Source organism: Bacteroides ndongoniae (genome assembly GCF_900108345.1).
GTDB classification, from domain to species: Bacteria; Bacteroidota; Bacteroidia; order Bacteroidales; family Bacteroidaceae; genus Bacteroides; species Bacteroides ndongoniae.
Window position 1 is genome coordinate 420,651 of record NZ_FNVV01000014.1, and the last position, 23,162, is coordinate 443,812.

Here is a 23,162-nt window from a genome sequence, read left to right on the forward strand (position 1 = left end):
AATAGGATGAAAACAAGACATTTTGCCCTCGCAGCGCTGGCACTGACACTGGCCGCCTGCACCAACGACAACGAGAACCTGAACGACGGCCCCGTGGCCGCAGTGATTAACGCCGAAATTTCCGACGCTGTAGCCACCCGCGCCAGCGGTACCGCCTGGGCGGAACGTGACGAGATAGGCATCTCCGAAAGCCGCTTCGGCTACGCCAACGTGCTCTACCGGTGGGAAAACGGGAAGTTCACACCGGCAGGAACCATTATCTTCTTCCAAGATGACGACCCGACCACCTTCTCCGCCTACTATCCCTACGATGCGGACGGCGGAACGCTGACCGCCACCACTGATGCCACGGCGCAGCAGAACCAGCCCGCCATCGACTTCCTCTATGCCACCGGTGCCACTGCCAGTACGCACAATCCTGAAGTGAACTTTACCGACGACACGGCTGCGGGAGGCACGGACTGCTCCTTCCACCACTGCATGAGTCAGATTACGCTCACCTTCAAGGCAGGAAGCGGCGTGGACTTCAATACCATCAAACCCACCAGCTACACACTCTCCGGACTGGTGTTGGCGGGCAGCTTCGAAACTACTACCGGCACGGCAAAAACAGATGAGAACGCACAGACAGCCGACCTTACAATGGAACTGGACGGCGCACTCACCTCGTCGGTCATCCTCTTCCCGCAGTCAACGACAAGTATCGAACTGAGCGTGAACTACAACAGCCAGCCCTACACCGCCACGCTCACCGTTCCCGACGGCGCACTGAAGGCAGGCAACAACTACACCTACACCGTCACCGTCCGCAACAAGGACCTGAGCATCAGCTCTGCCACTATCAGCGACTGGAACCCGGTGAATGGCGGCAACGTGAACGCAGACCTTTAAGTATATCATTCCTAAAAGACTAAGAATATGGGCAATAGACTTCCATTGCATATACTGTCCGCGGCAACCGTCCTGCTTTTTGCGGCGACTGCCTGCACGCGGGACGACCTCGGCGGCGGCACGTTGCCCGAAGGCGAGTATCCATTGGTAATCCGCGCCACCGGCCTGCAAGCCGTGGCAACCCCTGCCTCCACCCGCGCCACCGTGGACGGCGACTGGGACGGGGTCGCGTCCGTAGCCCTCAGCCTGGGCGACGAGACGAAGGAGTACAACGTGACGGCATCCGATGCCGACGGCTACAAGACCGCCACCCTGAGCAACAACCTCTCCCCGTTCTGGTGGACGAGCCGCAACGATATCACCGTCAGTGCCTGGTGGCCCTGCAAGGACGAGGAGGACAATCTTCTGACCACCATGCCCGCCGTGGTGGTGAAGGCCGACCAAAGCACAGCGAACGACTTTGCAGCCAGCGACTACATTTCAGCCGAGAAACAGACGGTGAGGTTCGACGACCCGACTTTGACCTTCAGCCACCGCACTGCGCGAGTGACTGTTATACTTAGAGAGGGAGCCGGTATCAACGACCTGACAGGAGCGGAAGTCTATGTGACCGGTCTCTCCACGGACAACGGCAATCCGGCCACCATCACCACCTACGCACCGAGCGACAAGACCTATGAGGCACTGGCCGCTCCGCAGACCGTGAAGGCAAACACACCTTTCATCCAAGTGGACTTGAACGGCGGCACCTTCTACTTCCGCCCGAAGAACGACGTGGCGCTGGAGGCCAACAGCCGCTACACCTACACCGTCTATGTCACCGCCAAGGGACTGGAACTGGTAGGCTGCACCATCGGCGGCTGGGCTAACGGCGGCGGCGAGACAGGCAATGCAGAGGATTTGGGATACTCATACGACTCCGACACCCATACCTACTCCGTCTATACACCCGACGGCCTGATGGAATGGGCAAAAGCCGCACAAAGCGACCCATCGCTGAACTGCACCCTGACCGCCGACATCGACCTCACGGGCAAGGAGTGGACGCCGATAGGTATGTCCAGAGGCTACAACGGCATTTTCGACGGACAGGGGCATACCATCACGGGACTGACCATCTCACCTTCAGAGGATGCGGCAGCATTATTCCATAATATCAACGGTGATGGAAAGGTCATGAACCTACAGCTGAAAGATGTGACCTACAACGGCGTTACGGCAATGGGCGGAATAGCCCATGGTAACGGCGGCACCATCATCGCCTGCTCCGTAACGGGGACACTGACGAATACGACTAATAATGGTCATGTCGGGGGTATCGCAGCGACCAATCTGGGCACCATCACCGCCTGCTGGTTCAGCGGCACGATAACCGGAGGAAGCAGTATAGGCGGCATAGCAGGGAGCAATACGAATGCCGGTTCTTATAATGGAAAAATCACAGCCTGCTACTGGAGCGGTGAGGAAATTAGCAATGGCGTAGGCTATGATGTGACCGGCAACAGCGAAACCACGAAAGTGGAGGGCAACTGGACGGATGCCATAGACGGCATGAACGCCGCCCTCACTGACAACGCCTACCAATGGACATCCGGCACCGACGGTCTGCCTGTGTTGAAGAAGAAGTAAAAACAGGACGATATGAAACGATATACCATACATACATTCTCGGCACTCGCCCTGCTCCTTGCGGCCGCAGCCTGCACGCAGGACGATGCGGTTCTGCTCCCCGAAGCACCGGAGGGCATACCCATGACCTTTACCGCCAAGGGACTGAATCCCACGGCGGCAACCACCACCGGCACCCGCGCCACGGTGGACGGCGACTGGGAGGGCGTGACTGCGGTCGCCATCCAAATAGGCAACGAAGTGAAAGCATACCGCGTGACCCCCTCTTCCGACAACCTTACCGCCACCCTCAGCAGCGATGACCCGCACTACTGGGCGGGAGAAAGTGCCGTCACCGTATCGGCATGGTGGCCCTATACGGACGGGCAGACCTCGATGCCCGCCGTGACGGTGCAGGCAGACCAGCGCGGTGACGGATATGCCCAAAGCGACCACATCGGCGTGGCGGAGGAACTGCTGCATTACAACGGAGGCACACCCACGCTTGCCTTTACGCACCGCACGGCGCGGGTGACCGTCGTTCTGACGGACTACACCGAGGGGCTGAAGTCCGTGCAGCTGACGGGCCTCTCCACCGAGAACGGCAACCCGGCCGAAATCACCCCGTATGACAAGAGTGGCGACACCTACACCGCCCTCGTCGCCCCGCAAAGTGTGGCAGCGGGCACGACATTCATTACCTGCAAATTCACCAACGGCAAGGTCTTCGTCTATAAGATGAAGAACGATACCGACTGGCAGGCGGGCGAGGAATATACCTACACCGTCTCCCTCGCTGCGGCAAAAGACCCGGGATACACGGGCTGACCATTATTACATGGGCTTAAAACCCGGGCGCAACTCCGGTTCCGCCCGGTTACGAAATGAATAAATTTTATTGTCAAACCGCCGAATGTCGGCACCCCGTCAGGAAGGGGTTGTGGAGGGGGAGAGTCAAACTCCCCACCTTTGATAATCAAACTCCCCACCTTTGCCAACCAAACTCCCCACCTTTGATAGCCTAAGGTAGGGAGGCTTCCGGACAGCCTGCCGGCAGGAAGTAAAAAAACTTTGTACTATGGCATACTTTAAGAAAAAACAAATGAAGAGTAATGGGAAGTGGTATCCCGTGTCTGTAACCATCGGCCGCCCCGTCGGTACCGACACCGTGGCCAAGAAACTGGCCGACCTGTCGTCGCTTAGTGTGGGCGACGTGCTGTCTGTGCTCAAGCTGCTGGGCGGCGTCATCGGCGACTACATGAACAACGGCCGCTCCGTCAAGCTGGACGGTGTGGGCACCTTCTACTACACCGCCAACGCCGAAGGCCAGGGCGTGGACTCGCCCGACAAGGTGGGCGCGCAGCAGATAACGGGCACGCGCGTGCGCTTCATCCCCGAGACCACACGCGACAGTAGTAACAAGGTGACCACCCGCAGCCTGGTGAGCAGCGACATCTTCTGGGAACTGCTGGACGACGAAATCCCCGCACGCCCCGTGCCCGATGGCGAGGACGGCGGCGAGGAACCCGAACCCGGCGGCGGAACGACGGAGCCGGGCGGGGAGGATCCGCTGGGATAAGGAAGAAAATGAAGAATGAAGAATGAGGAATGAAGAATGTATCTGTCATTCTGAGCGACAGCGAAGAATCTCAACAGCCAGCTGAAGAGAGATGCTTCACTACGTTCAGCATGACAATGAAGAATGGAGGGGGGCAAGACAAAGGTATCTGAATAGGGTGTGTTGAACGGTATCTGCGCTCCCCTCCTTCGGGAAGGAGGGGGGCCCAACGGGCGGGGTGGTAGGCTTTACGACACGCTGTATATCACTTTCACTATCTTTTGATAAGCTAGGATACGTCTCAGCAAAAAAAATCAAGCGAGCTTGTTTTTTCTGCATTCGACTTTCACTATCTTTGTCGGGACCGAGATGTATGTTTAATCATTATTCATTTGACCCGACATGAAATATCCCATTGGCATTCAAAGTTTCGACCGCATTGTCGAAGACGGTTACGTCTACGTGGACAAGACCGACCTGATATACAGCCTGACGCACGAGAGCAGCATCTACTTCCTGAGCCGTCCCCGCCGTTTCGGCAAGAGCTTGCTTGTCTCTACGCTGAAGAACTATTATCTTGGCCGTAAGGAACTGTTCAAGGGGCTGAAGATAGAACGCATGGAACAGGCATGGGACGTTTATCCGGTGTTTCATCTGGACTTCAATGGCAGTAACTTCGCAGAAGCGGACGCATTGCAGAAACGTTTGCACGGCTATGTGGCAGGCTGGGAAGCCGACTACGGTCTGGCTTCGGAACCAGACCGGCTGGACTTGGGAGGACGTTTTCAGAGAGTGCTCGAAGCCGCCCATAAGCAGACGGGGCGTCGCGCCGTGGTCCTTGTCGACGAGTACGACAAACCGATTCTGGACGTGCTCGACGTTGACCCTGTGCTGGAGGAGCATCACCGCAACGTGCTGAAAGCCTTTTACTCGGTATTCAAGGTGGCAGACGAACATCTGCAGTTCGTGCTGCTGACGGGCGTGACGAAGTTCTCGCAGGTGAGCGTGTTCAGCGGTTTCAACCAGCCGAAGGACATCAGCATGGACGGACGTTACGAGGCGTTGTGCGGCATCACGCAGGAAGAGATCGACCGCTACTTCCCGCAACCCATTGCCGACATGGCGGTGGACTACCGCTGTACGTCGGAAGAGATGAAGCAACGGCTGAAGCAACAGTATGACGGCTACCACTTCAGCAAACGCATGACGGACGTGTACAACCCCTTCAGCCTGCTTAATGCGCTGGACAGCCGTAGCGTGGACGATTACTGGTTCCGTTCGGGCACGCCTACCTACCTCATCCGCCTACTTTCCCATTTCAGGGAGAATATAAACGAACTGACGGGCAAGTACTACCGCCCGGAAGAGTTCATCGACTACAAGGCCGACGTGGAACGTCCGTTGCCGATGATTTACCAGAGCGGCTATCTGACCATCAAGGATTACGACATGGACTTCAATACATTCCTGCTGGACTTTCCGAACAACGAGGTGAAAAGCGGTTTTCTGACCATGCTTGCTTCGTCGTATCTGCAGTCGTCGGAAGATACGGGCGGATGGGTTCGCGACGTGGTTCGCACGCTGCGTGCAGGCGATGTGGACAGGTTGGGCACGTTGTTCACGTCGTTCCTTTCTGGCATTCCCTATACTATGCGCCGCAAGGACGATGAGGTGGAACGTGAACGTTATTTCCAGTATACGTTCTATCTGATTCTTCGCCTGATAAGCGTCTATACCGTCTATGTGGAGAAGGTTCAGAGCCACGGCCGTGTGGACTGTGTACTGGAAACTCCGCAATACGTTTACATCTTCGAATTCAAGCTCGATGGCACTGCGGACGAGGCTTTGCGACAGATAGAAGAAAAAGGTTATGCACGCGAATATGCTTTGGATGCACGCACACTGTATAAGATAGGTGCAAGCTTCTCTTCGCAGACCGGGACGATAGAGGATTGGAAAACTGTGTGAGGAAGGCGGACGGGATATGCCCCCCCCGAAAACAAACAGTACGTAGCGAAGGCCTTGCGGCCGGTTCACTACGTACTGTTGTTTTTTTCAGGTTGTGTGTATCTTTCGGTCCCGACGGGTATCAATACGAGCGGGCAAAGACTACGCGGCATGCCGAAGGCTTGCCTGTCACCATACACTTGCCGGGCTCTTTGTCGCCGGGGATGAAGGAGTCGAACGGGATGCAGCGGATGGTTGCTTTGGTCTCTTCCTTGATCTTTTCTTCGGTCTCGGTCGTACCGTCCCAGTGGGCCAGGATGAATCCGCCTTCTTCGATTTTCTCCTTGAATTCATCGTAGCTGTCTACGCTGATGATGCGCTTGTTGCGGTAATCGAGCGCTTTCTTGTAGATGTTGGCCTGGATGTCTTCGAGGAGGTCTTTTACGTACTCTTCGATGCCCTCGCACGAGCGGGTCTCTTTCTCCAGCGTGTCGCGACGCATGATTTCCATCGTGTTGTTTTCCAGGTCGCGGCCACCCATTACCAGACGCACGGGCACGCCCTTCACTTCGTAGTCGGCAAACTTGAATCCGGGACGCTTGTTGTCGGCATTGTCGTACTTCACGGAGATACCCATTGCCTTCAGTTTGGCCACGATGCCTGCCACTTTCTCGTCGATCTTGGCCAGCATCTCGGCGTTTTTGTAGATGGGCACAATCACTACCTGTATCGGAGCCAGGTGAGGCGGAAGTACCAGTCCGTTATCGTCGGAGTGGGTCATGATCAGGGCACCCATCAGACGGGTAGATACCCCCCAGGAAGTAGCCCATACGTATTCCAGCTTGTTTTCCTTGTTGACGAACTGCACGTCGAACGCTTTGGCAAAGTTCTGCCCAAGGAAGTGCGATGTACCGCTTTGCAGCGCCTTTCCGTCCTGCATCATGGCCTCGATGGTGTAGGTGTTGAGGGCACCGGCGAATCGTTCGTTGGCCGACTTCACACCTTTGATGACGGGAACAGCCATGTACTTCTCGGCGAAGTCGCTGTAGACGTTCAGCATTCTTACGGCTTCTTCCTCAGCCTCTTCGCGGGTGGCGTGGGCCGTGTGTCCTTCTTGCCACAGGAATTCGGCTGTACGCAGGAACAGGCGCGTACGCATCTCCCAGCGGAATACGTTGGCCCATTGGTTGCACAGGATGGGCAGGTCGCGGTAGGAGTTGATCCAGTTCTTGTACGTATTCCAGATGATGGTTTCCGATGTGGGACGGATGATGAGTTCTTCTTCCAGCTTGGCAGCAGGGTCTACCACTACTCCACCCCCGTTCGGATCGTTTTTCAGACGGTAGTGTGTTACTACTGCACATTCTTTGGCGAAGCCTTCCACGTGTTCGGCCTCGCGGCTAAGGAATGATTTGGGGATAAGCAAGGGGAAATATGCGTTGACGTGTCCGGTCTCCTTGAACATTGTGTCCAGCTGACGTTGCATCTTCTCCCAGATAGCGTAACCGTACGGTTTGATAACCATACATCCACGCACAGCCGACTGTTCTGCCAGGTCGGCTTTCACTACCAATTCGTTGTACCACTGAGAATAATTCTCGCTACGTTTGGTAAGGTCTTTCAGTTCTACTGCCATTTTTATTTCGTTTATTATAAGTTTTTCCTATTACGGTTTTTCAAACAGGACGCAAAATTACGAAATTCTTTGCAAAAGTCATTCATTCAGCAGTTTTTTTATCAGCAGTCGGGGTTGGAAGGTGGTGTATGTCCTTTGGGCAGAGTTTCGAATGCTTTTCCGGCAGGGGCGTCCGGGGGAGGCAACAAAAAAGAGAGGATGTGTCTTTTCATTTTGACACATCCTCCATTGTTCTGAGGGAGCGGCAAGCGGGACTCGAACCCGTGACCCTCAGCTTGGGAAGCTGATGCTCTACCAACTGAGCTACTGCCGCAAGATGTATGTATCGGGAGGGCGACCTCCCTTTTAAAACGTCGGCAAAGGTAATAAAATCTTTTAGAAAGAATCAAGCATTTCCTGATTTATTTCCTACTTTTGTGTGTTATTTCCAATTTTAGAAGAAGACAACCATGAAACGAATCATACTTATCACCGGAGGAGAACGGTCGGGGAAAAGCACTTATGCCGAAAAGCTGGCACTTTCTCTCTCCGCCTCCCCCGTCTACATGGCCACTGCCCGCATCTGGGACGAGGAATTCCGGCAACGGGTACTCCGGCACCAGGCACGGCGGGGAAAAGAATGGACCAATATAATAGAAGAAGAAAAACATCTGAGCAAGCATGCGGTGGAAGGCCGGGTGGTGCTGATAGACTGCGTCACCCTGTGGGCCACCAATTTCTTCTACGAACTGAAAGCCGATGTCGGCCGGTCGCTCGAAGCCGCCAAGCAGGAGTTCGACCGGTTTACGGCACAAGACGCCACCTTTATCTTCGTCACCAACGAAATAGGTATGGGCGGCACCTCCGGGAACGAAATACAACGGAAATTCACCGATATGCTGGGCTGGCTGAACCAGTATCTGGCAGCAAAGGCCGATGAAGTCGTGCTGATGGTATCGGGTATTCCGGTGAAAATAAAATAGCCCATTAACCATTAATCATTAACCATTCACCATTAATCATTAATCATTCCCCATTATAATCACCGCATGAAAACATTCAATATACCCCGTCCGGATATGGCTATCCGGGAGGCATTGGTCGATAAGATAAACAACCTGACGAAGCCCAAAGGCTCTTTAGGCATGTTGGAGGCTCTTGCCCTCCAGATAGGATTAGTGCAGCAAACCTTGTCGCCTGCCCTGCATCATCCGCAGAATATCATTTTTGCTGCCGACCACGGCATTGTGGAAGAAGGCGTAAGCCTCTCGCCCAAGGAAGTGACATGGCAGCAGATCAGTAATTTCCTGCATGGTGGCGCCGGAGTCAACTTTCTGTGCCGTCAGCATGGTTTTACACTGAAAATCGTTGATGCCGGTGTCGATTATGATTTGCCTTACGAGAAGGGCATCATCAATATGAAAGTTCGTCGCGGGACCCGTAACTATCTGCACGAGGCAGCAATGAGCCGCGAAGAGATGGAGCTGTGCATCGAACGCGGAGCCGAAGTCGTGAGGCGCTGTCACGAAGAAGGCAGCAATGTGCTTAGCTTCGGGGAAATGGGAATAGGGAACACGTCGGCCTCGTCGTTGTGGATGACCTGCTTCACCGGCATTCCTCTGGAACAGTGCGTAGGTGCCGGCAGCGGACTGAACACCGAAGGCATCCGCCATAAGTATCAGGTGCTACAGCAGGCCTTGCAGCACTATGCAGGCGATTACTCTCCGTGCGACGTGATCCGCTATTTCGGCGGACTGGAGATGGTGATGGCTGTGGGAGCCATGCTTCAGGCAGCCGAATTGAAGATGCTGATTCTGGTGGACGGCTTTATCATGACCAGCTGCATGCTGGCAGCGAGCAAGCTGTATCCTGCTGTCCTCGATTATGCCATCTTCGGGCACTGTGGCGACGAATCCGGCCACAAGTTGCTGCTCGATGCCATGGGGGCGACTCCCCTGCTCCACTTGGGGCTTCGTTTGGGCGAAGGTACGGGTGCCATCTGTGCCTACCCCATTGTCGATTCAGCAGTACGGATGATCAACGAGATGGACAATTTTGCCCATGCATCGATAACCAAATATTTCTAAGCGCAGATGAACGTATTAGCTGCATTTATCTTTTTCACCCGGTTGCCTTTTTGGAGACTTGGGGAAGTGCCTTCGGACAGCTTTAAGCATGTGGTGCCCTACTGGCCGGTGGTGGGCTGGCTGACCGGAGGCGTGATGGCTGCCGTTTTGTGGCTGGCCGCACAGGTGTTCCCGATGTCGGTGGCCTGGCTTTGTGCCATTATTGCCCGCTTGCTGCTTACCGGCTGCCTGCACGAGGATGGCTTGGCCGACTTCTTCGACGGATTTGGCGGAGGGCGCACACGCGAGCAGACACTGGCCATAATGAAGGATTCGCATATTGGCAGCTACGGGGTGATAGGGCTGATAATCTATTTCCTGTTGTTGTTTCAGTTACACGCATTGCCGTTGGACCTTCTTTGCGCCTTGGCCTTTTGTGGCGACTGCTGGTCGAAGTTTACGGCTGCGCAACTGATCAATTTTCTTCCTTATGCGCGGAAGGAGGAAGAGAGCAAGGCACACGTCGTGTACCAACGCATGAGGGTCAGCGAGTTCCTGTTGGCTCTGGCCGGTGGCGCGTTGCCTTTGGTTTGCCTGCTTCCTTTCGGCATGTGGCCGGTTGCTTTGTTTCCGGTGGTTGTGTTTGTAGCGTTGTGCCGACTGATGAAGCGACGCCTGAACGGGTATACGGGCGATTGTTGCGGGGCCATGTTCCTGCTGTGCGAATTGGCTTTCTATTTGGGAAGCCTGTGGATGTATCATTATTACTAAGAAAAGAAATAGTCAATATATGGAAGTGATTCTTATCCGACATACCTCGGTAGATGTTCCCCCTGGGGTGTGCTATGGGCAGACCGACGTGCCTCTGAAGGCAACTTTCGAGCAGGAAGCGGCTGTCACGGCCGCAGGGCTGAAAGCGTTTCTGCCTTTCGACAAAGTGTATACCAGCCCGCTGACACGGTGCGTAAGGCTGGCTGCTTATTGCGGCTATCCCGACGCTACGCGCGACCGTCGTATTATGGAGATAAATTTCGGAGCCTGGGAGATGAAGCCGTTCCAGACGAACGACGATCCCCGTCTGAAGGAATGGTATGCCGATTATCTGAACGTAGCCGCCACCGGAGGCGAATCCTTTGCCATGCAGTACCAGCGTGTCAGCCAGTTTCTGGACGAGCTGAAAAAGTCAGATTATCAGCGTGTTGCCATATTCGCTCATGGAGGCGTCCTTATCTGTGCGCAGATATATGCCGGGCTGGTGAAGCCGGAGGAGGCTTTCAGTGCTTTGACGCCTTATGGTGGAATCATCAGTATTGAAATATAATGATAGAATAAAAAGACATTTATGATACCAGAAGAGCTTAGAGAACTTTATAGAAACCATACCGGACAGGATCCGGAAGAAATTGTCAGACTGACGCCGGCGGGTTCCAACCGTCGGTACTTCCGTCTGAAGGGAGTGACAGATTTAATCGGAGTCGAAGGCGAATCGGTCGACGAAAACAAGGCTTTCCTTTATCTGGACGGGCATTTTCAATCCAAAGGGTTGCCGGTGCCCAAAGTCGTAGCCCGGTCGGAAGACGGCCGGTTTTATCTGCAGGACGATTTGGGCGACGTCCTTCTGTTCGATGCCATCGGGCAGGGACGCAGCACCGGGGTGTTCTCCGAAAGGGAGAAAGACCTGTTGCGACAGACCATCCGTCTGCTTCCCGACTTTCAGTTTGCCGGAGCCGACGGGCTGGATTTCTCCGAATGCTATCCGCAGGCGCAGTTCAACAGTCGCAGTGTCCTGTGGGACTTGAACTATTTCAAGTATTGTTTCCTGAAAGCTACCGGACTCGATTTTCAGGAAGACCGTCTGGAAGATGATTTCCAGCAAATGAAGGAGGTGCTTTTGCAGGACAATACGCCTACCTTCATGTATCGCGATTTCCAGAGCCGCAATGTGATGATAAAAGACGGTGCTCCATGGTTTATCGATTTTCAGGGAGGCCGTAAAGGACCGGTCTATTACGATGTGGCGTCTTTCCTGTGGCAGGCAAAGGCACGCTATCCGGAAGAACTCCGACAGGAACTGATCCGGGAGTATCTGTCTGCAGCACAAAAGTATACGGCGATCAGCAAGCCGGATTTTCAGCATCGCTTGCGACATTTTGTATTGTTCCGCCTTTTGCAGGTCTTGGGGGCTTATGGCTTCCGGGGTTACTTTGAGAAAAAGGTACATTTTCTGGAGAGTGTGCCGTATGCCATAGACAGTTTGCGCCAGTTGCTTCGCGAGCCTTATCCGGAATATCCTTATTTGTGTGAGGTGTTGCGCCGGCTGACCGAACTGGACCAGTTTGTGGAGAAAAAATCACCGCTTGTTGTCACTGTGACCAGTTTCTCGTATAAGAAAGGTATACCGGAAGATACGTCCGGCAATGGGGGCGGTTTTGTGTTCGATTGCCGGGCCGTCCACAATCCCGGAAAGTACGAACGCTATAAATCGCTGACCGGACTGGACGAACCGGTGATCCGTTTCCTGGAAGATGACGGAGAAATCACGGTCTTTCTGGAGCATGTGTATGCCTTGGTCGATGCTTCTGTCAAGCGTTATATGGAGCGTGGGTTTACCAGCCTTTCCGTTTCGTTCGGATGCACGGGCGGACAGCATCGTTCTGTTTACAGTGCACAGCATGTAGCCGAACATCTGCATCGGAAGTTTGGTGTGCAGGTGCGGCTCGTCCATCGGGAGCAGCATATATCCGTAAGTTTATAATCCGTTTTTTTGTTCAGTATAAGATTTGTAGTTATGAAAGCCATGATTTTTGCAGCCGGACTGGGTACGCGGCTCCGTCCTTTGACCGATCATACGCCTAAGGCGCTTGTTCCGGTGGGCGGTAAACCGATGCTTCAGCGGGTTATCGAGAAACTGAAAGAGGCGGGATTCGATGACATTACCGTCAACATACACCACTTGGGTCAGCAGATTATTGATTTTCTGGAGGCTCATCATCATTTTGGAGTGAACATACACATCAGCGACGAGCGGGATGAATTGCTCGACACCGGTGGAGGCATTCGGAAGGCCCGTCCGTTTTTAGAGGGTAGCGAACCGTTTCTGGTTCATAACGCTGATATTCTGTCCGATATCGATCTGGCCGGCTTCTATCGTGCCCATTGCAGTAGCGGAGCCGATGCCACCTTACTGGTCAGCCAGCGGCAAACTTCGCGTTATTTGCTGTTCGATGCCGAAAACCGGTTGCACGGTTGGATCAACAAAGCTACGGGCGAAGTAAAGCCGCAGGGGTTTGTCCCCGATCCGGATCGCTTTCTGGAGTATGCTTTTGGAGGTATTCATGTGATTTCCCCCACTCTTTTCCGATATATGGAAGGACCTCAATGGAGCGGTAAGTTTTCCATTGTTCCTTTCTATCTGTCTGTTTGCGATAAGGTCAGGATACAAGGCTGTCCGCTTCAAGGTTTCCACTGGTTCGACATTGGGAAACCTGAAACGCTGGCTAAGGCTGAGGCATTCTTACAAGAGGAAAAAAGTGGGTCAAATGAAGGAACGGTTTTCCTTTAGGCACGGAATTTTGCGGATGATTATTCTTCTTTACGTCGTCGGCACATTACCAAGCTTCTCTTTCCGTTTCATCTCGGAAAGTACGCCGCATGTCAGTGGAATGGCAAGCAGAAAAGACAGCACGTCCGAGCAGGCTTGGCACATTTCAACTCCCTGCAAACCCAGAAAATGAGGCAATATGAAGATGAGAGGAATAAAGAAGAGTCCCTGACGGGCCGATGAAAGCAAAGTGGCGCGTACCGGTTTGCGGATGGTTTGCAGCATCATATTGCTGACGATGATCCACGAGCCTAACGGGAAGGTGATGAATTGCCACCGCAATGCCGCGGCACCCACAGCAATCACTGCCGGGTCGCCTTTGCGGAACAGTTCAACGATTTCTTCGGCGTAGCCTATGCCCGATACGGCGCAAACCAGCAGAAATACAAATCCTACTTTGACGCTGAACCAGAACCCCTGACGTACCCGGGCGTACAGACCGGCTCCGTAGTTGAAGCCGCAAACCGGCTGGAATCCCTGTCCGAAACCTATCAGGAACGCATTGATGAACATAGCTATTCTGGTCACAATGGACATTCCGGCAATGGCGGCATCTCCATAGGCACCTGCCGCAATATTCAGCAGGATGGTAGCTACGCAGGCAAGTCCCTGACGGGCCAGCGACGGACTTCCCCCACCGATGATTTCCTTAATAAAGGAGCGCGAAGGGGTGAAGTTGCTGAAACTGATACGTATATTCTCACCCCGGCGGCTCATGAAAAGCAGCAGGGTGAAGCTGCACATCTGGCTGATAACGGTGGCCCATGCTGCTCCGGATATGCCCATGTCGAGTCCGAAGATCAGAATCGGATCCAATATGACATTGATGACGGCTCCGGTAACAATGCCTACCATGGCATACGAGGCATTTCCTTGAAAGCGTATCTGGTTGTTGAGTACTAACGACGAGGTCATGAAGGGAGCTCCTAACAGAACAATCCCCAGGTAGCGTTCGGTGTACGGCAAGATGGTCGGGGTCGATCCCAATGCCAGGGAAAGAGGAGTAAGCAGCAACAGGCCTACAACGGTCAGCATCGCTCCCATGAACAAGGCCAGGAAAAAACCTGTAGCAGCCATCTTATGCGCATTGTCCAACTCTTTGGCTCCCAACTTGCGCGAGATGTAGTTGCCGGAGCCATGACCGAAGAAAAATCCTATGGCCTGTATGATGGACATGACCGAAAATACAATGCCTACTGCTGCCGTTGACTGCGTATTGATTTTCCCCACAAAGTAGGTATCTGCCATATTATAGAAAGAAGTGACAAGCATACTGATAATTGTCGGTATGGCCAATGAGATAACTAAACGGGGAACGGAGGCCGTTGTCAGGTACGTATAATTGTCTTTTGAATGGTGCATGATATTCAAAATACTATTTCAGTTGCTTTATTATCTTCAGCAAACCTTCTATGTTGTCGGTACAGATCACTTCCTTTCCGTGAACGTGTATGCCAAATTGGTTGCTGTTGTTTTCATCGGTATCAATATAGATATCGGTGAAGTGGCTATCGCCTTCAATGCCATTGCGTTGCAGTGCTTTCTGCACCATGGCATATCGTTGTCCGTGCCCTTTCAGTCCTATTTTCAAGGGACATTCGTAGTCTACCCTGAACAGTCCGGTCGCCGGTTCGAAAACAATGCCTTTGCGAACGAAAAATTGGTTCAGACTGCCATCCAGAGAGAGATCTTCCGGAGTTCCGATGACAACCCCTTTGTTCTTGTCCATCAGCCAGATCTTGTCTGCTATCTGCAGTGCCAGTTCCAGGTCGTGCGTGGACAGGAAAATGGTTTTGTTGGTCTGGCGGCTAAGCGTGTGCAGCAACTGCATCATTTCTACTTTACTGGGAAAATCCAGAAAGGCAGTCGGCTCATCCAGATAAATAATGGGGGTTTCCTGCGCCAGTGCTTTGGCTATCATGACTTTCTGCCGTTCGCCGTCGCTTAAGGTATGTACCATTCGGTGGGCCAGGTGTCTTATGCCTACCTGCCCGATAGCCTGTTCTACGATGGCCTTGTCTTCTTTGGACAATATTCCCCAAAAGCCAGTATAAGGACTGCGGCCTAATCCGACCAGTTCGGTGACAGTAATATTCTGGACGTCGCACCGTTCGGTCAGAACCACACTGATCACTTTGGCCATCTGCTTGTCTGTATATTCTTCTATATCTTTCCCCAGAATGCGTATCTGTCCGCTCAACTTGGGTTGGAAGGCGGATAATGTTCGGAGCAGTGTAGACTTCCCCACTCCGTTGGATCCTAACAGGCAAGTCAGTTCGCCGCTGTTGATTCCGGCTTGAATACCTTCTGCTACGATTTTTACATTTTTCTTTCCGGGATATCCGATAGCCAGATTACTGATATGTATGGTTTCCGTATTCACGTGTGGCATGTCCAAAATAACGGGTTTCTGATTTTGGTCGCAATATTCGGAATTTTTAGCGAGATATGCAAACGCGCTTTTTTATTATATGTAGGGAAAAGGTGATAGTAAATCTACTATTTAATACTATTTCGCATACGGAAACTTCCATTTCCATAAAAAAAGGCTAACTTTGCCGCGGTTGAATCTAAAAAACGAAATAAAAATGAAAAAGCTGGTATTGTATATGGCAATGCTCCTTGTGGGCATAAGCTATGCTTTTGCGCAAGGTAAGGCTGACATTAAGTTTGATAAAACATCTTACGATTTTGGAACATTTTCCGAGAATAGTCCGGTGGTCAGCTGTGTTTTCACATTTACCAATGTAGGCGATGCTCCTCTGGTCATACATCAGGCTATTGCTTCTTGCGGATGTACGGTACCCGAATACACACAGGAACCGGTACTTCCTGGCAAAACGGGTACGATAAAGATAACTTATAACGGAGCCGGCAAATATCCGGGACATTTTAAAAAGTCCATTACGCTGCGAACCAATGCCAAAACCGAAATGATGCGGTTGTACGTAGAAGGGGATATGACTGCCAAAGAAAAGAAATAAGTAACTTTTTGATACCAAAATAGTGGCGGTATCAGATTTTTAATGTACTTTTAGGCACGGATTACACAATCTATCACAGAACAACTGAATTTTGTTCGTGATTCGTTATGTAATCCGTGCCTGTTTTTTTTGTATCAATCCAACGTATGTATTTGGAAATTAAGATTATAAACATAAAATAACTGCTAACTTATGGAACAAGAACTAGAAAAACAGACCGGTTTGCCGGAAAATGCTTTTCGAGAATTAAAGCCGGGCGAGGTATACAACCCGTTGATGAGTCCCGACAGGAAATATCCGGAGGTGAATCTTTGGTCGGTATTGTGGGGTATTGCTATGGCTGTCCTTTTTTCGGCTGCGGCAGCCTATTTGGGACTGAAGGTCGGCCAGGTGTTCGAGGCTGCTATTCCTATTGCCATCATTGCTGTCGGAATATCCAGTGCCGGAAAACGGAAAAACGCTTTAGGCGAGAATGTGATCATACAGTCCATCGGTGCCAGTTCGGGTGTTATTGTAGCCGGAGCCATTTTTACATTGCCGGCATTATACATATTGCAGGAGACCTATCCCGAGGAAATTACGGTGACATTTATGCAAGTGTTCATCAGTTCGCTGCTCGGAGGTGTGTTGGGCATTCTGTTCCTGATACCGTTCCGTAAGTATTTTGTCAGCGACATGCACGGTAAATATCCTTTCCCCGAAGCCACAGCTACAACTCAGGTGCTTGTATCGGGCGAAAAAGGTGGCAATCAGGCCAAACCTCTTCTGATGGCAGGTCTTGTGGGTGGTCTTTACGATTTCATTGTAGCTACTTTCGGTTGGTGGAACGAAAACTTCACTACCCGTGTTTGTATGTGGGGCGAAATGCTGGCCGAAAAGGCAAAGCTGGTTTTCAAGGTGAACACAAGTGCTGCCGTGCTCGGTTTGGGATATATCGTAGGATTGAAGTATGCAGCCATTATCTGTGCCGGTTCACTGGCCGTGTGGTGGATCATCATTCCCGGTATGTCACTCATTTGGGGAAATGAAGTGCTCAATCAGTGGAATCCGGATATTACGGCAACTGTCGGCAGCATGACTCCCGAACAGATATTCGATTATTATGCCAAGAGCATCGGTATCGGTGGTATTGCCATGGCCGGAATCATCGGTATCATCAAATCCTGGGGTATCATTAAGAGTGCTGTAGGATTGGCAGCCAAAGAGATGGGCGGAAAGTCGAATGCAGAAAGTAACGTGAAACGTACTCAGCGCGACCTTTCCATGAAAATCATTGTAGTAGGTTCTATCCTTACGCTGATTCTGGTTTTCCTGTTTTTCTATTTCGATGTGATGCAGGGCAATCTGATGCATACGGTGGTGGCCATTTTACTTGTGGCCGGTATCTCGTTCCTCTTTACGACTGTCGCTGCCAACGCCATTGCCATTGTAGGAACCAATCCTGTATCGGGCATGACCTTGATGACATTGATTCTGGCTTCCGTGGTTATGGTAGCTGTCGGACTGAAAGGTCCTGAGGGTATGGTAGCCGCACTGGTGATGGGAGGTGTTGTCTGTACGGCTCTGTCCATGGCTGGTGGCTTTATTACAGACCTTAAAATCGGTTATTGGTTGGGTACTACTCCGGTCAAGCAGGAAACATGGAAATTCCTGGGAACCATTGTTTCGGCAGCAACGGTAGGAGGTGTAATGATTATCCTGAACAAGACCTATGGATTTACAAGCGGTGACCTGGTTGCTCCTCAGGCCAATGCCATGGCAGCTGTTATCGAACCGCTGATGAGTGGTGTGGGTGCTCCCTGGCTTCTTTACGGTATTGGTGCTTTACTGGCTATCGTGCTGACGTTCTGTAAGGTGCCTGCATTGGCTTTTGCATTGGGTATGTTTATTCCTTTGCAACTGAATATTCCTCTGATTGTGGGAGGTGCCATCAACTGGTATGTTACCAGCCGCAGCAAGGACGCAGCTGTTAATGCAAGACGTGGCGAAAAGGGAACATTGCTGGCTTCCGGATTTATTGCCGGCGGTGCTTTGATGGGAGTTGTCAGTGCAGCCATGCGTTTCGGCAACATCAATCTCGTCAACGAGGCTTGGCTTTCCAACTCCTGGTCGGAGGTATTGTCGCTTGTTGCCTACGCTGTGCTTATTTTCTACTTTATCAAGGCTTCCATGAAGACGAAATAACCTTTAGAAACAGAATATCATGAAAAAAATTCTAGTTTTACTTTTTTCATTCATTACAACTATGTTATATGCACAAAATCCCATCGAGCTTCCGTTATGGCCCGATGGGGCTCCTAATACGAATGGACTGACCGGAACGCAAGAAGATCTGAATGGCGGACTGGTAGCCAATGTCGTGACACCCTCTATTACGGTTTATCGTCCCTCCTGCCCTAACGGTATGGCCATTATCATGTGTCCGGGAGGCGGCTATGCCCGCCTTGCGATGGCGCACGAGGGCTATGATATGGCACCTTGGCTCAATGCGCAAGGTATTACTTATATTGTTTTGAAGTACAGAATGCCGAACGGTCATCGTGAAGTGCCTCTTTCCGATGCCGAACAGGCTATTCGCCTTGTACGTCAGCATGCAGCCGAGTGGAATGTCAATCCTGCGCGTGTAGGCATCATGGGGGCATCAGCCGGCGGACACCTGGCTGCATCTTTGGCTACGCTTTACGGCAGTGATGAAACCCATCCCGATTTCCAGATTCTGTTTTATCCGGTTATCACGATGGGAGCAGATACCCATCAGGGCTCCCGGAACAATTTGTTAGGCGAGAATCCGTCTGACGAACTGGTACGGGATTATTCTCTTGAAAACAGGGTCACTTCCCGTACTCCGCAAGCTTTCATTATGCTTTCGACAGATGATACGAGTGTCCCTCCTGTCAACAGCATCAACTATTATCTGGCTTTAGTCAAACAGAAAGTATCTGCCACTCTCCATGCCTATCCTGTAGGAGGACACGGCTGGGGATTTCGCGACGACTTTTCTTATAAGCGTCAGTGGACCGGAGAATTGGAAAAGTGGCTGCGCGAAGGCTTGAAGTTTGCAGAATAGAAATGTAACAATCTTTTTTTTAATAAAGCGATGAAAATAATTACAAAGATTTTGTGTAGCATACTGTGTATGGCTATACCTTTTATTTCGACTTATGCTCAGGAAGATCCGGGTGAGGTGATGTTGAGCAATGGCCTTGGCTTTCTGGATATCCCTTATGTGGCTCATACGCTGGACGGGGAAGTGAAAGAAGATCTGGTTGTCAATTGCGACGAGATGGATTGCACCACTTTTGTTGAATACACGCTGGCCATGTCGCTTTCGCCGACCGAAGACGGACAGGTGGCCGAAGGAGATTTTGCAAACAATGTCCAGCGAATCCGTTATCGGAACGGACGTATTGACGGATATGCATCACGTTTGCATTATATCACCGATTGGGCAGAGAATGGTGTTCGAAATGGCTTTCTTGAGGATATCACCGAAAAGAAGAGTCCTTATACGCAGAAAGTGACGGTCAACTATATGAGTACCCATCCGGAACAGTACTGGAAATTGGCCGATTCGCCTGAGGATATGAGAAAGATCAAAAAAATAGAAAAGGAACTGTCAAAAAAAGAGATTCATTATATTCCTGAAGACAAGCTTCCTGTCAACGGTCTGCCGTGGATTAAGAACGGTGATATCATAGCCATCACCACCAATATTCCGGGACTGGACATTGCCCACATGGGTATTGCATTCTATGTGGATGGCAAATTGAGTCTGCTCCATGCCTCTTCTACTGCGAAAAAGGTGACCGTATCGCGTATCGCACTGTCGCAGATGCTGAAGAACAATGATAAATGGACAGGCATCCGTGTGTTGCGCATGAAGAAGTAAGCGCACACCTGCTCAGGAGTGAGAACATGTTTCGAATGCGTCTCTACACGGACTTGGATCAGATAACCTGTTTTGAATCTGTCCCGTTCGTGTAGAGACGCAATTTTTTTGCGTTTTTACCACCCACAAAACAAATCAACCTGTAATCAACATCTTACAAATCTCTTTCTTTCATAGCCCAACGTACATGAATGAAAGAGAATGGAAGGTACCCAGCCAGATTTACTCCCGCTCTCCTCCCCCCTCTCCTTGGGAGAGGGGCCGGGGGTGAGGCTCCACCCAATACCCATTCCCATACTTCGTATGTACCCTGCGCCCCAGCTGCGCCAACAGGCGGGCGAACGATGTACACGAACAGTCCTTCAGAGCAGCAGGATTCTTCTTCTTCACTGTGGCATAGATTTCGGCAGCAGACATCAGGCGGGCGCCCTGTTCACCCGGCTCGGCGAAGCGGAAGCAGGAGCTGACCAACTCTTCGGCGGGCGTAACGCGATAGAACGGGCGGTTAGCCTGTTGGATTTCGGTTTCCTCTTCCTTGCTGAACCAGCAGCGTTCGCCGTTCTCCAACTCGTGCAGCAGCTGGGCATAAAGCTGTTCATAATCTATCGGCGTGGTGCAGTCGATGGGGCGTTCCACCTCCACACAGATAAAGCGACGGCTGCCCGAAAGGTCGGTCAGCAGGTCTCGGCGGTTGCTGGTGCCGATGAAGGAGGCGATGCGGGGCAACGGCTCTGCCGTGCGACGATAGGCACGGCGCACGCGTAAGGCTTCCATCTGCATCAGGTTCTTCAGCTGGGGCATCCGGCTGGCAGGCAGACGGTCGAACTCGTCCAGGTTGATGAGTCCGTACGAGGCTAGTTTGTTCTCCGCCGCCGTGGCGTTGGTCAGGTCGAAGCTTTCGGTAAAGTAGTCACGCAGTTGGGGCGGGAGCAGCAGGCGGCAGAAGGTAGATTTTCCCAAACCTTGTGCGGTGCTGACCAGTAGCGGTGCCACACTGTTGGCTCGGCGTCCCTCTCCGCCACGACCTGTCCACTGGGCGGTGACGGCCAGCATCCAGCGGTGGAAAGCACGTGTCCAGAGTTCGGTGTCGGACACCCGTTTGGCCAGGTCGGTCACACGGTCGGTGCCATCCCATGTGGGGAGTTGTTTGAAGTAGAGGTCGAACGGGTGATAAGCCTGCACGTGGTCAGACTCCACGTAGCGCTTTATATCGCGATCCCAGCAGTCCACGCCGTTGTCGATGGCGTCAAGGGCGATGCCGTTCAGCGTGCGGTTGTCCACAGGTATATAACTAAGGTGGTGCGGATCGTTCGTAAGATCGGTATTTATGCGGGCGCACTCCGTTCGTTCCGTCAGCAGGTTGTAGCGGAAAGCGTAGTGCAGCTTCAGGTAGCGCGTCAGGCGTTGCATCATCTGTTGCTGACGCGAGGGCTTTTCGGGTTGGGCAGGAGATTCTTCGGTAGGTGCAACATCTTCTTTGGGTGTATTTTTTAGCGCATCTTTCACTGTATCCTTTTCAATGACAGGCGGTTGCTCCATTGTCAGAATACGCGCTTCGGCAGTTTCTTCGGGTTGCGCATCCACCCATTCAATGATTTCGTTCCCGCCGTTCAGGCTGAACATGCGTTTCTGTTCACCTTTGGCACGGTCGTCGGGCGTCCAGGTCATGCGGACACTGAACTCGCCGCCGCCCATCACTACGAAGATTTCACCCTCGGGCAGGCGGTGGCAGACGTGTTGCAGGTCGGTCAGCAGTTGTTCGTACGGAGCGGCGGGGCTGGCTGCCGGCGTACCGGTTGTGGGACTCTTGTGTGCATTGTTCCAAGGAAGGAACCAGTTTTTCAGGTTTGTAATCAGATTCATAGCGATTTAGGTTTTTGTCCCCAAAGATACAACATCAAAAGCCCTTTGTCAAGTGGGTGGGTGTGGAATAATCAACAATAATCAACATTAATCAACTTCATTCTCATGCACCACGGAGGACACAGGGGCATTATGTATACATGCGCACACCTTCACATACACATTCATAAACGCCCCATACGGGGTATCACCAACATTTTGTACAAAAGTAACTCTAAGGTGATACCTCGAAAAATTAGTTTTTACATAGTCATTGTTTTTGTTTATTTTCTTCTTTTTCTATTATCTTACATACTTTATCCACCTCTCTTAGCGAGGGCATAATCTCAGGGTCTATCCATGTGAGAAAGTCGCTGATTATCACATACATATTCTTCACATAGGAGAAGTCACATTTTCTATTTACGAAGCATATCGGCTCGTTATGGTTGATGCGGTTGCGCAGTTCACGAACCTGCACTATAATATCGTTAACCTCCTTTCGTCCGTACCCGGAAGGCAGCTTCTTGAAAATCCGGCATGGTACACCAGCCAAAAGCGCATAGTGGTGCGTTTCATAAAAACTGTTCCAGAATCCCAAGGTCTGTTCAGCTATTACCCTGCCAGTCGTAACCTTGACACCCCGGTCGGCTATTTTCTTTTCTGCTTTCAGAACTTCTTTTAAGATATAGTCATTGATAACTTTTTTCTTTGTCCGTTTGTTCGTATATGTCAGGGAAGAAGCAACCATGAATCCGGCCTTCTGGTTGATAATCCAGTTTCCGTCGGAGAAATGGCGTGCCAGAGCATAATGCAACTGGTTACGCAATATGACCTCAAAGGAAGACAGCAAGGGATGAAATGCCTGTGCTATCTTCATGTTGGCAAAATAGAGCATGACCGCCTTGCTTTTGTTGCGGTTGGTCGCCTTATAATATTTGGAAACTCTCGAATTAGAATATAATCTGACTACTTTTTTATATTTCATTTTGCTTGTTCAAATAAAAACCGTACCTTTGCATCGTAATGCTTGGTAAAGCCTCTGTTATCAAAACACGTAACCAAGTTAAGGATATACCCGTTCATCAAGAACGGGTTTTTTCGTTTATAACTATCCCATCTGTTTTATCCTACAAAAATAGCCAAAAAAAGAAGGTCATG

General features: G+C 51.6%; 20 protein-coding genes, 1 tRNA gene and 1 pseudogene. 16 read left to right on the plus strand and 6 right to left on the minus strand.

Going from position 1 to position 23,162, the window contains the following annotated elements; all coding sequences use genetic code 11:
• The first annotated feature begins 6 nt into the window (after positions 1-6).
• The 6 genes and pseudogenes from BQ5591_RS12660 to BQ5591_RS12680 all read left to right on the plus strand — a co-directional run bounded on the left by BQ5591_RS12660 (position 7) and on the right by BQ5591_RS12680 (position 6,025).
• Positions 7-891, plus strand: a complete 885-nt coding sequence (locus tag BQ5591_RS12660) for a fimbrillin family protein (protein WP_071149636.1) — start codon at positions 7-9, stop codon at positions 889-891.
• A gap of 27 nt (positions 892-918) precedes the next feature.
• Positions 919-2,520: a fimbrillin family protein gene (locus BQ5591_RS12665; protein ID WP_071149637.1), complete on the plus strand. Its 1,602-nt coding sequence runs from the start codon at positions 919-921 to the stop codon at positions 2,518-2,520.
• Positions 2,521-2,532: 12 nt separating this feature from the next.
• A pseudogene (locus tag BQ5591_RS12670) lies at positions 2,533-3,321 on the plus strand (fimbrillin family protein); the annotation flags it as partial.
• A 256-nt stretch (positions 3,322-3,577) separates the two neighbouring features.
• Positions 3,578-4,078, plus strand: a complete 501-nt coding sequence (locus BQ5591_RS12675) for an HU family DNA-binding protein (RefSeq protein ID WP_071149639.1) — start codon at positions 3,578-3,580, stop codon at positions 4,076-4,078.
• A gap of 29 nt (positions 4,079-4,107) precedes the next feature.
• Positions 4,108-4,230 carry a hypothetical protein gene (locus tag BQ5591_RS22025; protein WP_262483116.1) on the plus strand — a complete coding sequence of 41 codons (123 nt, stop codon included), beginning with the start codon at positions 4,108-4,110 and terminating at the stop codon, positions 4,228-4,230.
• A gap of 229 nt (positions 4,231-4,459) precedes the next feature.
• Entirely contained in the window at positions 4,460-6,025 is a 1,566-nt protein-coding gene (locus tag BQ5591_RS12680) for an ATP-binding protein (protein ID WP_071149640.1), read from the plus strand.
• A gap of 121 nt (positions 6,026-6,146) precedes the next feature.
• On the opposite strand, the gene proS is transcribed toward BQ5591_RS12680, so the two are convergent.
• Together proS and BQ5591_RS12690 are read right to left on the minus strand one after the other, a co-directional pair.
• Entirely contained in the window at positions 6,147-7,640 is a 1,494-nt protein-coding gene (proS, locus tag BQ5591_RS12685) for a proline--tRNA ligase (RefSeq protein ID WP_022161989.1), read from the minus strand.
• A 240-nt stretch (positions 7,641-7,880) separates the two neighbouring features.
• A tRNA-Gly gene (locus BQ5591_RS12690) sits at positions 7,881-7,953 on the minus strand.
• A gap of 136 nt (positions 7,954-8,089) precedes the next feature.
• Between BQ5591_RS12690 and cobU the strand changes: the two genes are divergently transcribed.
• From cobU to BQ5591_RS12720, 6 genes are all read left to right on the plus strand, one after another.
• Positions 8,090-8,602, plus strand: coding sequence for a bifunctional adenosylcobinamide kinase/adenosylcobinamide-phosphate guanylyltransferase (gene cobU / locus BQ5591_RS12695; protein ID WP_071149641.1), 513 nt, complete (start codon positions 8,090-8,092; stop codon positions 8,600-8,602).
• Between the two features lie 66 nt (positions 8,603-8,668).
• Positions 8,669-9,706, plus strand: coding sequence for a nicotinate-nucleotide--dimethylbenzimidazole phosphoribosyltransferase (cobT, locus tag BQ5591_RS12700; RefSeq protein WP_071149642.1), 1,038 nt, complete (start codon positions 8,669-8,671; stop codon positions 9,704-9,706).
• A 6-nt stretch (positions 9,707-9,712) separates the two neighbouring features.
• Complete coding sequence (locus tag BQ5591_RS12705) at positions 9,713-10,456, plus strand: adenosylcobinamide-GDP ribazoletransferase (protein ID WP_071149643.1); 744 nt, start codon at positions 9,713-9,715, stop codon at positions 10,454-10,456.
• Between the two features lie 19 nt (positions 10,457-10,475).
• Entirely contained in the window at positions 10,476-11,006 is a 531-nt protein-coding gene (gene cobC / locus BQ5591_RS12710) for an alpha-ribazole phosphatase (RefSeq protein WP_071149644.1), read from the plus strand.
• 21 nt (positions 11,007-11,027) lie between these two features.
• The gene (locus tag BQ5591_RS12715) at positions 11,028-12,440 is read left to right on the plus strand and encodes a RapZ C-terminal domain-containing protein (RefSeq protein WP_071149645.1); all 1,413 of its coding nucleotides are present in this window, start codon (positions 11,028-11,030) and stop codon (positions 12,438-12,440) included.
• Positions 12,441-12,473: 33 nt separating this feature from the next.
• Positions 12,474-13,247 (plus strand): nucleotidyltransferase family protein, encoded by a 774-nt coding sequence (locus BQ5591_RS12720; protein ID WP_071149646.1) that lies wholly within the window; start codon positions 12,474-12,476, stop codon positions 13,245-13,247.
• Positions 13,248-13,277: 30 nt separating this feature from the next.
• Here BQ5591_RS12720 and BQ5591_RS12725 read toward each other — a convergent pair whose 3' ends face one another.
• Together BQ5591_RS12725 and BQ5591_RS12730 are read right to left on the minus strand one after the other, a co-directional pair.
• Positions 13,278-14,651, minus strand: coding sequence for an MATE family efflux transporter (locus tag BQ5591_RS12725; RefSeq protein WP_071150706.1), 1,374 nt, complete (start codon positions 14,649-14,651; stop codon positions 13,278-13,280).
• A gap of 10 nt (positions 14,652-14,661) precedes the next feature.
• Positions 14,662-15,669 carry an ABC transporter ATP-binding protein gene (locus BQ5591_RS12730; RefSeq protein ID WP_071150707.1) on the minus strand — a complete coding sequence of 336 codons (1,008 nt, stop codon included), beginning with the start codon at positions 15,667-15,669 and terminating at the stop codon, positions 14,662-14,664.
• Positions 15,670-15,874: 205 nt separating this feature from the next.
• Here BQ5591_RS12730 and BQ5591_RS12735 point away from each other — a divergent pair, with 205 nt between their 5' ends.
• The 4 genes from BQ5591_RS12735 to BQ5591_RS12750 all read left to right on the plus strand — a co-directional run bounded on the left by BQ5591_RS12735 (position 15,875) and on the right by BQ5591_RS12750 (position 20,159).
• Positions 15,875-16,270, plus strand: a complete 396-nt coding sequence (locus tag BQ5591_RS12735; RefSeq protein ID WP_022162007.1) for a DUF1573 domain-containing protein — start codon at positions 15,875-15,877, stop codon at positions 16,268-16,270.
• 192 nt (positions 16,271-16,462) lie between these two features.
• Positions 16,463-18,454 (plus strand): OPT family oligopeptide transporter, encoded by a 1,992-nt coding sequence (locus tag BQ5591_RS12740; protein WP_071149647.1) that lies wholly within the window; start codon positions 16,463-16,465, stop codon positions 18,452-18,454.
• Positions 18,455-18,473: 19 nt separating this feature from the next.
• Entirely contained in the window at positions 18,474-19,337 is an 864-nt protein-coding gene (locus BQ5591_RS12745; protein WP_071149648.1) for an alpha/beta hydrolase, read from the plus strand.
• Positions 19,338-19,367: 30 nt separating this feature from the next.
• On the plus strand, positions 19,368-20,159 hold the full coding sequence (locus BQ5591_RS12750) for an N-acetylmuramoyl-L-alanine amidase-like domain-containing protein (RefSeq protein WP_022162004.1): 792 nt from the start codon (positions 19,368-19,370) through the stop codon (positions 20,157-20,159).
• A 222-nt stretch (positions 20,160-20,381) separates the two neighbouring features.
• Here the strand turns inward: BQ5591_RS12750 and BQ5591_RS12755 are convergent, their stop codons facing one another.
• Together BQ5591_RS12755 and BQ5591_RS12760 are read right to left on the minus strand one after the other, a co-directional pair.
• Entirely contained in the window at positions 20,382-22,022 is a 1,641-nt protein-coding gene (locus BQ5591_RS12755) for a VapE domain-containing protein (protein WP_113740878.1), read from the minus strand.
• A gap of 250 nt (positions 22,023-22,272) precedes the next feature.
• Positions 22,273-22,989, minus strand: coding sequence for an Abi family protein (locus BQ5591_RS12760; protein ID WP_071149649.1), 717 nt, complete (start codon positions 22,987-22,989; stop codon positions 22,273-22,275).
• Between the last annotated feature and the right edge of the window lie 173 nt (positions 22,990-23,162).